Below are 15,451 nucleotides of genomic sequence, written 5' to 3' on the forward strand. Positions count from 1 at the left end.
TGTTCGTCGCTACTGTTAGCCTGATTCTGAAAGGTCGTCTTGTGCCTGACCTAACAAAGCCAGTTCCAACAGAGCATAGCGGTGCTCAACAAAGCTATGTGCATTGCTAGCTACCGTAAGCTTGAATAACGCTATAGCGCTATCCTTATCCCCCAGACTTAGGTAATGTTTACCTAAATAGAAGTTAGTTTCACTAAGATGCTCAGCGAGCGAAGTGTTATCTGTTGAATTTTCTTTCAGACGAATCATCAATGTTTTTTCACTGATTTTGCCTAAATAGAATTCAACTGCATTCCAGCCCCATTGCCCTTTTTCCGCTTGGTTATAACGAGATAACAAATTGGCTAGTGCCATTTTGGGTTCTATCTCTTTCTCCACTAAATATAGCCATAAGCTGCGGAAAGGATCATTTGGATCTTGTCGATAATACGCCAGCAGATCACCCTGCGCCAATCGATATCTCCCACCATAATACAGTGCAATACCCCGATTCATGCGCGCGAAATTGTAAGTTGGATCAAGCTCTAAAACAGAATCAAACGCTTCATAGGCAGCATCAAAGTTGCCTGCCTGTGTAAAATATATCCCAAGGAAATTAAAAACTTCCGGAATATCAGGACGTATAGCTAGCGCCATAGTAAAATCATTGCGCGCTAACGCCCTCAATCCGAGACTATCATACAATACACCGCGTTCATATAAAAGCTGTGCATATTCATCATCGGACAATGACAGGCTCGCAAGGATCTGTTCCATACGAGCCAATATTACTTCTTGTTGTAATGTGGGTTGCAATGGGATAGCAAAGACTTCATTTTTACGCCAGTTTCCACTGCTGCAACCGACAACAAAAACAATAGCAGCAGTATAAAGCCAGCGCAGAAAAGAATTCATTTCCTTCTCCCAAAGACAGAAACTAATCAATATATCCCGTCAATCCCCACAACTACCGGAGACTCAGCTTTTAAAAAACTGAGTAGGTGCTCTTTTTACAGGACATCGAGCCTTACGTCAAATTATTCTGCAGAAATCTGTGTTTCCGTTTCAGCCGGTTTTTCAGCAGACACCGCCTCTTTAATACTAAGGCGAATACGACCCTGCCGATCAATTTCCAATACTTTAACCGGCACTTCCTGACCTAACTGTAAGTAATCAGTAACTTTTTCAACACGTTTTTCTGCTATCTGAGAGATATGCACTAACCCTTCTTTGCCACCACCAATGGCAACAAAAGCACCAAAATCAACAATACGTGTGACTTTACCCTGATAGACACGACCAACTTCCACTTCTGCGGTAATATCTTCAATACGACGAATAGCCGCTTCTGCTTTAGAACTATCGGTTGCAGCAATTTTTACGGTACCATCATCATCAATTTCAATGGTAGTACCGGTCTCTTCAGTTAATGCTCTAATGACAGAACCACCTTTTCCTATCACATCTTTGATCTTGTCAGGATTAATGTGGATAGTATGAATTCGTGGTGCAAACTCAGAAATCTCTTCACGGGGGCGATTAATCGCTTCTTCCATAATAGTTAAAATGTGTAAACGAGCCCCTTTTGCCTGATTTAATGCAACTTGCATAATTTCACGCGTTATGCCCTCAATTTTAATATCCATTTGCAGAGCACTAATACCTTCACGACTACCTGCAACTTTAAAATCCATATCGCCTAAATGATCTTCATCACCCAAGATATCGGAAAGCACAACATAATCATCGTTTTCTTTCACTAACCCCATTGCAATACCAGCCACCGCTGCCTTAATTGGAACACCAGCATCCATTAATGCTAGTGATGCCCCGCAAACGGAAGCCATTGAAGAAGAGCCATTAGATTCGGTAATTTCAGATACTACACGTACAGTATAAGGAAACTCTGATTGGTTCGGCATAACCGCCAATACTCCACGCTTAGCCAAACGTCCATGACCAATTTCACGACGTTTTGGCGAACCGACCATGCCTGTTTCACCCACTGAATAAGGAGGAAAATTATAATGGAATAGGAAACGATCGGTATACTCACCCATAAGCTCATCAATAACTTGTGCATCACGTTCAGTACCGAGGGTGGCCGTGACCAACGCCTGAGTTTCTCCGCGCGTAAATAACGCTGAACCATGGGTACGAGGTAATACGCCAGTACGTACATCAAGGGCACGTACCATGTCTTTTTCTCGACCATCAATCCGCGGTTCACCTTTTAACACTCGCGTACGGACAACTTTTTTCTCTAAACCGGAAAGAATGTCGTTTATTTCCGCAACATCTAAAGATTCATTTTCTGCCAAAAGTGTATTAGTGACATCTTCTTTAATTGCATCAACATTAGTATAACGTTCTTGTTTTTCAGTAATACGGTAAGCATCACCCAAACGCTGTTCAGCTAATTCAGCGATACGACTATGTAATTCTTCATTAATCGCTTCTGGCTGCCAATCCCATTTTTCTTTATTCGTTTCCGCTGCCAAGGCATTAATATTCTCAATCACGATTTGTTGCTGTTCGTGACCAAAAACAACCGCACCAAGCATCTGCTCTTCCGTCAATAGATCAGCCTCAGACTCTACCATTAGTACCGCACTTGACGTGCCTGCGACAACTAAATCTAAGCGGCTGCTTTTCAATTCATCAACGGTGGGATTTAAAACATACTGGTCATCAATATAACCAACACGCGCTGCACCAATTGGACCATTAAAGGGAATACCTGATATAGATAATGCAGCAGATGCTCCAATCATAGCAACAATATCTGGATTCACTTGTGGATTAATGGAGACAACCGTAGCAATAATTTGTATTTCATTGAAAAATCCCTCTGGAAACAAGGGACGGAGTGGACGATCAATTAGCCGAGCAATCAGTGTTTCACCTTCACCAGGACGACCTTCGCGACGAAAAAAGCTACCGGGAATTCGACCGGCAGCATAAGATCGTTCTTGATAGTTAACGGTTAGTGGAAAGAAATCCTGCCCTTCTTTCACTTTTTTCTGCCCAACAACAGTGACAAATACGGCGGTATCATCCATATTAACCATAACCGCAGCAGTCGCTTGACGCGCCATCATACCCGTTTCGATAGTGACGGTATGTTGGCCATATTGAAATTTACGAACAATAGGATTAAGCAAAATAATACCCTTTTAATAGCTGATTATTTATATAACAACATCAATATTTCCCTTCTTGCTACATCCTCACGACTAATGACAATACTGAATATTTTATTTATCTTGTGAATATCAGCATTCTCATTAGCCGCGCGAACCGGCTGTAGCTAAAGAAGCTCACTTTCTTTAGAAATAAATTGGCAAAAATCTATTTCCTAAAATTATTTTGTAAGTGTAAACCAATTCTAAAAATTTTTTACGCTTTCTAGCAGAAAAGGGGCCTCAGGCCCCTTTTCTTTTGAAACCAACTAATCAGCGACGTAATCCTAAGCGCTCAATAAGTCCGGTATAACGAGCAACATCTGTACGCTTCAGATAATTCAATTGTTTACGGCGCTGAGCAACCATTCGCAACAAGCCGCGGCGGCTATGGTGATCTTTCTTATGCTCTGCAAAGTGATCTTGTAAATGATTGATTTGCGCAGTCAATAGAGCAACTTGAACTTCACTAGAACCCGTATCATTTTTATCACGACCATAGTCTGCAATAATTTGCGCTTTTGCTTCAGTACTTAGAGACATAAAATAACTCCAAATTTTCCATTAAACATAAGGAAAGCCGATCTCTAATTCAGCCTTCCCGAACAAATGCTCACCTATTTTACGCTTCAATCAATCATAACGCAAGATAACATCTAAATCCTATCAGACACTTTCCATGACTAAACGACGAGGGGCTATCCTATTTTGTTCATCTATCTCAGCAATACCAATAAATTTATGAATATCACCTTCTGTTACGCGAACTTTATTACCTTCTGAAAAACAATGATTAGCAACAACTGCTTGCCCTTGTTTAAAATAGGTTGCAACAATCGATGAAATATTGACTACCGGAAAATGACTAACCGCTGTATCCATAGGTAATAATAAAGGATCTAATTGTTCCTCCAGGGAAGTTGTCCCTAATTCAACTTGCTGCTTAAGCGTATATAGTTGCTCTAACGTTACCATACGTTCACTGGGATAAGTAGCTACCTGTAAGCGCCTTAGATAAATCACATGAGCACCACAACCCAACAATTCACCTAAATCATCAATAATAGTCCGTATATAAGTCCCTTTTGAACAATGAATCATTAATTCCAGTTCATTCTCTTGCCAACGCTCAAATTGTAAATCATAAACAGTAATCGGGCGGCCTTCACGTTCAATAGTAATACCTTGACGGGCATATTCGTAAAGTGGTTTACCCTGATATTTAAGCGCAGAATACATAGACGGTACTTGGATTAAATTACCACGAAATTTATCTAATGCCTTATCCAGTTGCCGCTGGGTTATTTCGATCGGACGTTGACAAATTATTTTGCCATGCGCATCTGAAGTATCAGTGCGCTGTCCTAAACGAGCAACAACACGATAGCGTTTATCCGAATCAAGTAAAAATTGAGAAAACTTTGTTGCCTCACCCAGACAAATCGGTAACATGCCGGTTGCCAAAGGATCAAGTGCGCCGGTATGACCTGCTTTTTTAGCATTAAATAAACGACGTACTTTTTGCAAAGCATCATTAGATGAAACTTCTGCGGGTTTATCTAATAACAACACCCCGTGAACTTCACGACCAGGACGACGCCTCATCACTTCCTCTCTTTATCTTTGGCAGTATGACGGCGCTTTTCATCATCACGGATCACGTTGCTAACTAAATTAGACATACGCATACCTTCAACCAAAGAGTTATCATAAAAAAAAGTTAATTCAGGAACGATACGTAAACGCATTGCTTTACCCAGCAAAGAACGAATATGTTTCGCCATATCGCCATTCAATACTTTGATACCATTTTTAACCATTTCTGTTTCATTTTCTTGATCTGTTATGTTTAAAAAAGTCACAAACACTTTGGCATAAGCCAGATCACGAGAAACTTCCACTCCTGAAACAGTCGCCATTTTAACTCGTGGATCTTTAATTTCTCGATGCAGAATAATGGCGATCTCTTTTTGTATTTCCTGAGCAACACGCTGAGCACGACCAAACTCTCTTGCCATTATGATATCTCCTCACAGGGGTAAATCTAAAAATATAATAACCATTCATTATTATGATATATATTAGAAAAATAAAATTTAATAGTTATATCATTTTGATTTTTATATAAAATAAATAATAACTGTTAAATATTATTTCTCATCATAGAATTAATACCACCGTCACAATCGATAACCAATATGTAAGATTTAAAAGGTTATCTATAATTCTTTAGTTAAAAGGCCATAACTGATGTTATGGCCTTTTAATAAGCAACAGTAAAAGAGGTATTAATTATCAATAGAACGTTTCACTTCAATGACTTCAAATACTTCTATCATATCACCAACACGGACATCATTGTAATTCTTCACACCTATACCACATTCCATACCATTGCGTACTTCGTTAACATCATCTTTAAAGCGACGTAGTGATTCCAATTCACCTTCATAAATAACCACATTATCCCGTAATACACGGATAGGATTATTACGCTTGATTATACCTTCAACAACCATACAACCAGCAATTGCACCAAATTTAGGTGATTTAAAAACATCACGCACTTCTGCTAATCCGATAATTTGCTGTTTATATTCAGGCGCCAACATACCACTCATCGCCTGTTTGATCTCATCGATAAGACTATAAATAACGGAGTAATAGCGCAGATCCAAATTTTCACTTTCGACAATACGTCTTGCCGCTGCATCGGCGCGAACATTAAAGCCAATAATAATTGCATTAGAAGCAGCAGCCAATGTGACATCCGTTTCTGTAATACCGCCAACACCTGAACCAATAATTTTTACTTTCACTTCATCAGTTGACAGTTTTTGCAACGAATCAATAATGGCTTCACAGCTACCTTGTACATCGGTTTTTAATACAATATTTAACTCAGAAATCTTACCATCTTCCATGTCAGCAAACATGTTCTCAAGTTTTGACTTCTGCTGGCGCGCCAATTTCACTTCCCGGAATTTACCTTGACGATAAAGTGCAACCTCACGCGCTTTCTTTTCATCACGGACAACCGTTGCTTCATCACCTGCTGAAGGTACATTTGATAACCCCAGAATTTCAACTGGAATTGATGGCCCAGCAGACTGAATATCTTCGCCTAATTCATTACGCATTGCACGAATACGGCCATACTCAAAACCACATAGTACAATGTCACCTTTATTAAGAGTGCCTTCCTGAACTAAAATAGTCGCAACCGAACCACGACCTTTATCCAAATAGGACTCGATGACAACACCACTTGCCATACCAGTACGAACCGCTTTCAGTTCTAATACTTCAGCTTGCAATAAGATAGCTTCTAATAATTCATCAATACCTGTCCCTTTTTTGGCAGATACATTGATAAATTGGTTTTCACCACCCCACTCTTCAGCCACAATACCATATTGCGATAGTTCATTTTTAACGCGATCAGGATCAGCTTCGTGTTTATCAATTTTATTAACTGCAACGACAACGGGCACATTAGCAGCCTTGGCATGCTGAATAGCTTCTATCGTCTGAGGCATAACACCATCATCCGCCGCAACGACCAAAACAACAATATCGGTTGCTTTAGCACCACGAGCACGCATTGAAGTAAATGCAGCATGTCCTGGTGTATCTAAGAAGGTAATCATGCCTTTATCTGTTTCAACATGATAAGCACCTATGTGCTGTGTGATCCCACCGGCTTCACCTGATGCCACTTTAGTCGAACGAATATAGTCAAGTAATGAAGTTTTACCATGGTCAACATGTCCCATGATCGTGACAACTGGCGCTCGTGGTTCTGCGATTGCTTCACCGGTATCACGATCACTTAAAATCGCTTCTTCCAGCTCATTTTCACGACGCAAAATGACTTTATGCCCCATCTCTTCTGCCACAAGTTGTGCTGTTTCTTGATCAACAACCTGATTAATGGTTACCATCGCGCCCATTTTCATCATAGTCTTAACAACTTGGGAGCCTTTGACTGCCATCTTATTCGCTAATTCAGCAACCGAGATAGTTTCACCAATAACAACATCACGATTAATCACCGCAACCGGTTTTGTAAAACTTTGCTGTAAAGAACTGGTTTTTTTCTGTTTACCTTTGGTTTTATTCGTACGACCAACCGCTCGCTCTTCTTCGCGATCAGCTTTCTCAGAATGTTTATTATTTTTTTTCTGCCGAGTAGCCTTCCCGCCTCGATTTCGGGCGCGACGCCCTTCTTCTTGGGCATCATTTTCGTCTTCTGCTTCACGAGCATGACGAGAAGTCGTAGTATGATAATCTACATTATCTTCCACTTCATCACTACTACTCCAACGATTGGAGTTTTCCTCTGCCATCCGGCGCGCTTCTTCAGCAACTCGTTTGGCTTCAGCTTCAACCTTACGTCGCATCTCTTCTTCAGCTTTACGCTTAAGCTCTGCTGCTTCAGCTTCGCGACGCTGTTTTTCAGTATAAGCAGCCGAATCTTGATTCGATTTAGCTGTTTTTTGATTATTTTTACTTTGTTTCACTTTCTCTTTTTCCGCTGCTTCGCGCTTGGCTTTTTCAGCTGTTTCACGTTTCGCTTTTTTCTCTTCGGCTTCACGTTTTGCTTTTTTTTCTGCTTCGCGCTTTGCTTGCTCTTCCGCTTCTTGCTTCACTTGCTCTTCAGCTTTTGCCTTTTCCAATGCATCGCGGTCAACATATGTGCGCTTTTTACGGACTTCAATATTGACTGATTTACTTTTTCCGCCTGTACTAGGAACACTTAGTGTGCTGCGAGTTTTTCGCTGGAGTGTTAATTTGCCAGTCTGGTTACCTATGGTCCCATCTTCACGATTTAAGTATGCAAGTAAAGTTTCTTTCTCATTTTGAGTAACAGCATCATTTTCAGTTTTCTTTATTCCGGCATCAGCAAACTGCTGTACCAGGCGTTCAACTGAAGTTTGAATCTCTGCTGCCAATGATTTTACAGTTTCATCTGCCATTCTGTTCCTTCCTGCTACAAATTATTTTGGATCGTTGCCAAACCAGCAAATATTGCGCGCAGCCATAATAATTTCACCAGCCTGTTCATCATTCAGCCCTTCTTCAATATCTCTCAGATCGTCGATCCCCTGCTCGGCAAGATCTTCCAATGTACAAATACCATGAGCAGCTAGGTTCATTGCTAAAGCATGATTCATACCTGGTAGATTTAACAGATCCTCAGTTCGCTGATTATCCCCCATACTCTCTTTTTGAGCCAGTTCTAATGTCGTCAGCGCCGCTTTCGCTCTTTCACGCAAAACTTCAATCGTTGTCTCATCAAGACCTTCAATTTCTAATAGTTCGTTGATTGGTACATAAGCTAATTCTTCTAATGTAGAAAAACCTTCTTCAACGAGAGCAGTAGCGAATTCTTCATCAATATCAAGATGCTTCACAAAAGAATTAATAGATGCATGTGCCTCTGCTTGATGTTTAGCTTCAAGTTCTTCCGCAGTCATGACATTCAATTCCCATCTGTCATCTCCACGATGCTTTTTTAGTAACTGAGAAGCTAAGCGAACATTTTGCCCATTACGACCAATTGCCTGAGCCAAATTACTACTTTCAACGGCAACATCCATCGTACATTTATCTTCATCAACGACAATAGAAGCAACATCAGCTGGCGCCATCGCATTAATCACAAATTGTGCAGGATTATCATCCCACAAAACAATATCAATACGCTCACCGCCAAGTTCGCTTGATACTGCTTGCACCCTTGCGCCACGCATTCCAACACAAGCGCCTACTGGATCAATGCGTTTATCATTCGTTTTTACGGCAATTTTTGTCCGCGATCCTGGATCACGCGCAGCAGCTTTAATTTCAATAATTTCTTCACCAATTTCAGGTACTTCTATGCGAAATAATTCTACTAACATTTCAGGACGAGAACGGCTAACAAATAGCTGCGCCCCACGAGCTTCTGGACGTACATCATACAATACACCACGCACACGGTCACCTGGACGAAAGTTTTCACGTGGTAACATATCTTCTCGCAAAATTACCGCTTCAGCATTATTTCCTAAATCTAAGGTAATATTTTCACGATTTACTTTTTTTACCACTCCGGTAATGATTTCACCTTGCTGCTCACGAAATTGTTCGACCACCATCGCTCTTTCAGCTTCACGTACCTTTTGAACAATAACCTGTTTTGCAGTTTGAGTGGTAATGCGGTCAAACGTTACAGACTCTATTTGATCCTCTACATAATCGCCTAATTTAATCTCTGAGTCTTCAAATTTTGCCGCATCTAACGTAATTTCACGTGTTGGCTGCGTCACTTCTTCAACTACCAACCACCGCCGAAAGGTATCAAAATCTCCCGTTTTACGATCAATATTAACGCGAACATCAATCTCTTGTTCATATTTTTTCTTAGTAGCTGTTGCTAATGCGGTTTCAAGCGCCTCAAAGATTTTTTCGCGAGGAAGAGATTTTTCATTAGAAACCGCTTCCACAACAGCCAGAATTTCTTTATTCATCCTAGTTGCCTCATTGAACTTTATTAAAAGTGGGGTACCAGGTTAGCTTTCTGGATGTTTTTTAGTGCAAACACTTCGTCCTTGCCATCCACAGTAACCGTAATCATTTCGTCATTAACAGCCTTAATTATACCTTGCCATTTACGACGGTTCTGCATTGCTATTCTTAATATTAAATTCACTTCTTTACCAATAAAACGCTGATAGTGTGCAACAGTAAAGAGTGGACGCTCAAGCCCTGGTGAAGATATCTCCAGGTTATAGAGCACTGAGATCGGATCTTCAACATCCAGTACTGCGCTGACCTGGTGGCTAACATCGGCACAATCATCAACAGTAACACCATTTTCATTATCAATATAAACGCGTAATGTCGAAACACGTGCTCGAATAAATTCCAGCCCAACAAATTCAAAACCTAACGCTTCTACCGGCACTGAAATCATCGATGTTAATTTTTGCTCTAACGTGGACAAACCCCACCCCCAGACATAAAAAAAGGGCTAAAAGCCCAGTAATTCTGTTTTAAATAACAAAAAACCCCGAAAACCGGGGCTTTATGCAACTGGACCCTATACACTGCCAGTAGGTTTAACCCCTGACTCAGCACTCTTCCAAACGAAAATAATCCAATAAAACGCCTGAGATAGATCGCATGCTAAGACGTGGTTGCGGGAGCCGGATTTGAACCGACGACCTTCGGGTTATGAGCCCGACGAGCTACCAAGCTGCTCCATCCCGCGTTCGAAAAACTTTGCAAATTTTACGCTGATAATATGCGAAACGCAAGTTATCTTTTAAAATGGTGCCGAGGACGGGACTTGAACCCGTACGCCCGTTTTGTAGGCACTACCACCTCAAGGTAGCGTGTATACCAATTTCACCACCTCGGCACACCAGTAAGACAATTTTTTCACAAAACCGCCTCACTAAACGAACTGTTGTTTAATTAATGAGGGATATCACTTGTTGGTACTGCAGGGGCTGTAGGCACTCCAGCTGGTTTTTCAACTTTAACCGGTTCACCAATGTTTTCCCATTTGCTCCCAGTCACACTTTTATTGGAGGTCAAATTCCCTAAAATTAAACTGATAATAAAGAACAATGTTGCAAAGATAGCCGTCATCCGCGTCATAAAATTACCTGATCCTGATGAACCAAATAATGTTGCAGAAGCGCCTGCACCGAATGAAGCCCCCATATCAGCACCTTTCCCTTGTTGCAACATGACCATACCAATCAGCGCAATTGAGACTAATAAAAAGATAACCAAAAGGGTTATGTACATAGCTAACTACCTATTTGACAATAAAGTTTGGAAAAACCTATCTACTGCAGTTTGCTCCTTACGTCGTTACTTTAAGGAGCGGTTTTGAATACTAACTAAAGCTTAGCTGACAAGCAAGATTATTTTTATCTCATTGTCCTGTTTGTAGAAAAAAACAACAAAAATCGTTACCTGAAGACAACTGGTGAAAAATAACACAATACTTATACAACCATATGATTTTTTCTAAAAATATTATGATCTATTTTGCTTGCTTGACCACTTCAGCAATTCGATTAGCCATTGCAGTCACCTGTTTTTCATTCTCCCCTTCCACCATAATACGAATTAAAGGCTCGGTACCTGATTTACGCAATAGAACCCGCCCTCTACCTGCTAGGTCATTTTCCACTTGATTTACCACATTTAAAACATCTTCTGTAACCAATGGATTATGGGTACCGGAAAAACGCACATTTACCAATACCTGAGGCATCAATTTTACCTCTCGGCAAAGATCATAAAGGCTCGTCTTATTACGTATCATCGCACTTAGAACTTGTAAACCAGCGATGATACCATCACCTGTAGTTGTTTTATCTAACAAAATAATGTGGCCTGAATTTTCAGCACCAAGTCGCCATCCTTGTTCTTGTAATTTTTCCAGAACATAGCGATCGCCGACTTTTGCCCGGATAAAAGGTATATCCAACTGTTGCAAGGCTAATTCTAATCCCATATTACTCATTAAAGTGCCAACAACACCACCATGCAATTGACCTTGTCGAAGTGCATCCCGAGCAATAATATAAATAATTTGATCGCCATCTATCCTATTGCCCCGATGATCAACCATTATTAGCCGATCACCATCACCATCAAACGCAAGGCCAATATCTGCTTTTTCTGCTACAACATGTTTTTGCAGCAGCGCAACGTCAGTCGCCCCACAGTCCTGATTAATATTCAAACCGTTTGGTTCACAGCCAATTGTGACGACTTCAGCACCAAGCTCAGTTAAAACATTCGGTGCTATGTGATATGTTGCACCATTAGCACAATCTAAAACTATTTTTAATCCACTTAGACTTTGGTCACTGGGGAACGTCCCTTTGCAATACTCTATATAACGCCCGGCTGCATCAACAATACGACTCGCTCGTCCTAATTCGGCAGATTCTACACAAGTAAGCGGTTTCTCCATCTCAGCTTCTATTGCTTCTTCTACGTCATCAGGTAACTTAGTTCCATCAATCGAAAAGAATTTAATACCATTATCATAATAGGGGTTATGAGAAGCAGAAATGACTATACCCGCCTCAGCACGGTATGTGCGTGTTAAATAAGCAATTGCTGGCGTGGGCATAGGACCTGTAAATGCAGCAGATAATCCAGCTGCTGCAAGACCCGCTTCTAAAGATGACTCCAACATATAACCTGAAATGCGTGTATCTTTACCTATGATTATTTTACGAGAACCATGCCGCGCTAAAACTTTACCCGCTGCCCAACCCAATTTCAAAACAAAATCAGGGGTAATTGGGTTTTCTCCTACTTTGCCACGAATACCATCGGTGCCAAAATATTTGCGCTTACTCATAATCATCTGTTTCCTTTACTGAAAGGGTTGCTTGAACAATCTTCATAGCCTGTACAGTTTCTTTCACATCATGCGCACGAATAATCTGTGCTCCCTGCATAGCTGCGATAACAGCGCATGCGATACCGCCAATAAGCCGTTCCTCTAGTGGTACATCTAATAATTCACCGATCATAGTTTTACGCGACATACCAACTAGTAGCGGCACTCCTAGAGCATGAAATTCATTCAATTTTGCTAATAATTGATAATTATGCGCCAAATTTTTACCAAAACCGAAACCTGGATCAATAATCAAACGACTTTTCGCAATGCCCGCCGCTTCACAGCGGTCAATTTCATCGGATAAATACTGTTTTACTTCTGCAACCACATTTTTATAATCAGGTGTTTGTTGCATTGTCTTAGGTTGACCTAACATATGCATAATACAGATAGGTAACCCTGTTTCAGCTGCGGCTTCTAATGCACCCGGCTCATGTAACGACCGAACATCATTAATAATATGCGCACCTGCTCTGGCTGCCTCTGCCATGACAACAGCTTTAGATGTATCAACAGAAACCCAAACATCAAAACGTTCAGTTACGGCTTCAATTATTGGGATAACCCGGTCAAGTTCTTGCTGTAAACTAACTTCACTAGCACCCGGACGGGTCGATTCACCACCAATATCGATAATTGTCGCGCCATGGTCAACCATACTAGCTGCATGCTTGAGCGCATAGTCGTAACGATTGTATATACCACCATCAGAAAAAGAGTCTGGAGTAACATTTAATATTCCCATGACAATAGGACGATTAAGATCAAGCTCTATTTTTCGGGCAGTAATTTTCATAATCACCTTACTCAACCAAACAAAACCCCAGGCTATCCTGGGGTTTCAATTATTTATTCATTTCACATAGAGAAACAATGTGCATTAACGATTCTCTGTGTTACTACCATTATCATTTCCATCCACACTATCTTCACCCTGAGAGGCAGAAATATTCTTTTCTGACTCTCCTTGTGATGAGGATGTTGCAGTAGAATTACTACTATCATTATCATCCCAGCCAGCTGGTTTTCTGACTGGACGGCGGTTCATTAAATCATCAATTTGAGGTGCATCAATGGTTTCATATTTCATTAATGCATCCTTCATCGCATGCAGAATATCCATATGATCATTCAAAATCTGACGAGCTCGTTTATAATTACGATCAATAATTACCTTGATCTCTTCATCAATTGCTCGCGCAGTTTCGTCTGACATATGATTAGCTTTAGCAACCGAACGGCCTAGGAAAACCTCACCTTCTTCCTCGGCATAGAGCAATGGTCCTAATTTCTCAGAAAAACCCCATTGCGTTACCATGTTACGAGCAAGATTAGTTGCTACTTTAATATCGTTTGACGCGCCAGTAGATACCTTTTCTGAACCGTAAATAATTTCTTCCGCTAACCTACCACCATAAAGGGTAGAAATTTGACTTTCTAGCTTTTGCCGACTCGCACTAATTTGATCACCTTCTGGCAAGAAGAATGTAACACCTAACGCACGACCACGCGGGATAATTGTCACTTTGTGAACAGGATCATGCTCTGGAACAATACGTCCTATAATTGCATGACCGGCCTCATGATAAGCAGTAGATTCTTTTTGTTCTTCTGTCATGACCATAGAGCGACGTTCAGCACCCATCATGATCTTGTCTTTTGCCTTTTCGAATTCCACCATAGTGACAACACGCTTATTTCCGCGCGCCGCAAAAAGGGCGGCTTCATTAACTAAATTAGCTAAATCAGCACCAGAAAAACCAGGTGTACCTCGTGCCAATACTGAAGCATCAACACTAGGATCTAACGGTACACGGCGCATATGAACTTTCAAAATCTGTTCACGACCACGTACATCAGGTAGACCGACAACAACTTGCCGATCAAAACGTCCAGGACGCAATAATGCCGGATCTAACACATCGGGACGGTTGGTAGCAGCAATAACGATAATACCTTCATTACCTTCAAATCCATCCATCTCTACCAGCATTTGGTTAAGAGTCTGTTCACGTTCATCGTGTCCTCCACCCAAACCTGCACCACGTTGACGACCAACAGCATCTATTTCGTCAATAAAGATGATACAAGGCGCTGCTTTCTTGGCTTGCTCAAACATATCACGAACGCGAGAAGCACCAACACCAACGAACATTTCGACGAAATCTGAACCGGAGATAGTAAAAAAGGGTACCTTTGCTTCGCCAGCAATCGCTTTTGCCAATAAGGTTTTACCTGTTCCCGGTGGTCCTACCATCAAAATACCCTTAGGAATTTTACCACCTAATTTTTGAAAACGTCCAGGTTCACGCAGATATTCAACTAACTCACCCACTTCTTCTTTTGCTTCATCACAACCGGCAACATCAGCAAAAGTGGTTTTAATTTGATCTTCTGTCAGCATGCGAGCCTTACTCTTACCAAAGGACATAGCACCTTTGCCACCTCCTCCCTGCATCTGACGCATAAAAAAGATCCAAACCCCAATCAGTAATAACATTGGGAACCAAGAAATGAAAATAGTTGCTAAGAAACTTTGCTCTTGAGGTGGTTCACCAATGACGGTGACATGCCTTTCAAGCAAAGTATCCAACAATCTTGGATCTTCTCTTACTGGAATATAAGTCGTATAACGACTGTTATCCGTTTTCTTAACACTAATTTCACGATCAGAAATCCGCACTTCACGTATCTGATCCTGAGTTAACTCATTCATAAAGGTAGAATAATCCACCCTGCGACTATTTGAATCGCTAGGACCAAAACTCTGGAATAGAGACATCAGGACTACCGCAATGACTACCCAGAGAATCAGGTTTTTCGCCATGTCACTCAAGGGATGAACCTCTTCATTACAACTATG

The 15,451-nt window shown here is 41.0% G+C and carries 12 protein-coding genes and 2 tRNA genes; all 14 read right to left on the reverse strand.

Features of this window, described 5'->3' with window-relative positions; translation table 11 throughout:
- Window positions 1-15: 15 nt before the first annotated feature.
- Window positions 16-894, reverse strand: a complete 879-nt coding sequence (nlpI, locus tag ArsFIN_RS01670; protein WP_026821821.1) for a lipoprotein NlpI — start codon at window positions 892-894, stop codon at window positions 16-18.
- Between the two features lie 122 nt (window positions 895-1,016).
- The gene (pnp, locus tag ArsFIN_RS01675) at window positions 1,017-3,143 is read right to left on the reverse strand and encodes a polyribonucleotide nucleotidyltransferase (RefSeq protein ID WP_026821822.1); all 2,127 of its coding nucleotides are present in this window, start codon (window positions 3,141-3,143) and stop codon (window positions 1,017-1,019) included.
- Between the two features lie 291 nt (window positions 3,144-3,434).
- Window positions 3,435-3,704 (reverse strand): 30S ribosomal protein S15, encoded by a 270-nt coding sequence (rpsO, locus tag ArsFIN_RS01680; RefSeq protein ID WP_026821823.1) that lies wholly within the window; start codon window positions 3,702-3,704, stop codon window positions 3,435-3,437.
- Window positions 3,705-3,827: 123 nt separating this feature from the next.
- Window positions 3,828-4,769 (reverse strand): tRNA pseudouridine(55) synthase TruB, encoded by a 942-nt coding sequence (gene truB / locus ArsFIN_RS01685; RefSeq protein ID WP_026821824.1) that lies wholly within the window; start codon window positions 4,767-4,769, stop codon window positions 3,828-3,830.
- Window positions 4,766-5,179: a 30S ribosome-binding factor RbfA gene (gene rbfA, locus ArsFIN_RS01690; protein WP_026821825.1), complete on the reverse strand. Its 414-nt coding sequence runs from the start codon at window positions 5,177-5,179 to the stop codon at window positions 4,766-4,768. Before rbfA ends, truB begins: the two co-directional genes overlap by 4 nt.
- 270 nt (window positions 5,180-5,449) lie before the next feature.
- Window positions 5,450-8,140, reverse strand: coding sequence for a translation initiation factor IF-2 (infB, locus tag ArsFIN_RS01695; protein ID WP_026821826.1), 2,691 nt, complete (start codon window positions 8,138-8,140; stop codon window positions 5,450-5,452).
- Window positions 8,141-8,161: 21 nt separating this feature from the next.
- Window positions 8,162-9,676, reverse strand: coding sequence for a transcription termination factor NusA (gene nusA / locus ArsFIN_RS01700; RefSeq protein ID WP_026821827.1), 1,515 nt, complete (start codon window positions 9,674-9,676; stop codon window positions 8,162-8,164).
- A gap of 23 nt (window positions 9,677-9,699) precedes the next feature.
- Complete coding sequence (gene rimP, locus ArsFIN_RS01705) at window positions 9,700-10,152, reverse strand: ribosome maturation factor RimP (protein WP_026821828.1); 453 nt, start codon at window positions 10,150-10,152, stop codon at window positions 9,700-9,702.
- A gap of 190 nt (window positions 10,153-10,342) precedes the next feature.
- A tRNA-Met gene (locus ArsFIN_RS01710) sits at window positions 10,343-10,419 on the reverse strand.
- A 60-nt stretch (window positions 10,420-10,479) separates the two neighbouring features.
- A tRNA-Leu gene (locus ArsFIN_RS01715) sits at window positions 10,480-10,569 on the reverse strand.
- 56 nt (window positions 10,570-10,625) lie between these two features.
- Window positions 10,626-10,964: a preprotein translocase subunit SecG gene (secG, locus tag ArsFIN_RS01720; protein ID WP_026821829.1), complete on the reverse strand. Its 339-nt coding sequence runs from the start codon at window positions 10,962-10,964 to the stop codon at window positions 10,626-10,628.
- A 241-nt stretch (window positions 10,965-11,205) separates the two neighbouring features.
- Window positions 11,206-12,543 (reverse strand): phosphoglucosamine mutase, encoded by a 1,338-nt coding sequence (gene glmM / locus ArsFIN_RS01725; RefSeq protein ID WP_026821830.1) that lies wholly within the window; start codon window positions 12,541-12,543, stop codon window positions 11,206-11,208.
- The gene (gene folP / locus ArsFIN_RS01730; RefSeq protein ID WP_026821831.1) at window positions 12,536-13,384 is read right to left on the reverse strand and encodes a dihydropteroate synthase; all 849 of its coding nucleotides are present in this window, start codon (window positions 13,382-13,384) and stop codon (window positions 12,536-12,538) included. The genes glmM and folP overlap by 8 nt, the downstream gene beginning before the upstream one ends.
- An 84-nt stretch (window positions 13,385-13,468) precedes the next feature.
- On the reverse strand, window positions 13,469-15,415 hold the full coding sequence (ftsH, locus tag ArsFIN_RS01735) for an ATP-dependent zinc metalloprotease FtsH (protein ID WP_246067318.1): 1,947 nt from the start codon (window positions 15,413-15,415) through the stop codon (window positions 13,469-13,471).
- Window positions 15,416-15,451 lie beyond the last annotated feature (36 nt).

This window comes from Arsenophonus nasoniae, assembly GCF_004768525.1.
Taxonomy (GTDB): domain Bacteria; phylum Pseudomonadota; class Gammaproteobacteria; order Enterobacterales; family Enterobacteriaceae; genus Arsenophonus; species Arsenophonus nasoniae.

What these genes read in the sequence shown, in the direction of transcription:
- rbfA (WP_026821825.1), bottom strand. Translation starts at nt 5,179, where the DNA reads ATGGCAAGAGAGTTTGGTCGTGCTCAGCGTGTTGCTCAGGAAATACAA.
- secG (WP_026821829.1), bottom strand. Translation starts at nt 10,964, where the DNA reads ATGTACATAACCCTTTTGGTTATCTTTTTATTAGTCTCAATTGCGCTG.
- folP (WP_026821831.1), bottom strand. Translation starts at nt 13,384, where the DNA reads ATGAAAATTACTGCCCGAAAAATAGAGCTTGATCTTAATCGTCCTATT.
- infB (WP_026821826.1), bottom strand. Translation starts at nt 8,140, where the DNA reads ATGGCAGATGAAACTGTAAAATCATTGGCAGCAGAGATTCAAACTTCA.
- ftsH (WP_246067318.1), bottom strand. Translation starts at nt 15,415, where the DNA reads ATGGCGAAAAACCTGATTCTCTGGGTAGTCATTGCGGTAGTCCTGATG.
- rpsO (WP_026821823.1), bottom strand. Translation starts at nt 3,704, where the DNA reads ATGTCTCTAAGTACTGAAGCAAAAGCGCAAATTATTGCAGACTATGGT.
- nlpI (WP_026821821.1), bottom strand. Translation starts at nt 894, where the DNA reads ATGAATTCTTTTCTGCGCTGGCTTTATACTGCTGCTATTGTTTTTGTT.
- glmM (WP_026821830.1), bottom strand. Translation starts at nt 12,543, where the DNA reads ATGAGTAAGCGCAAATATTTTGGCACCGATGGTATTCGTGGCAAAGTA.
- nusA (WP_026821827.1), bottom strand. Translation starts at nt 9,676, where the DNA reads ATGAATAAAGAAATTCTGGCTGTTGTGGAAGCGGTTTCTAATGAAAAA.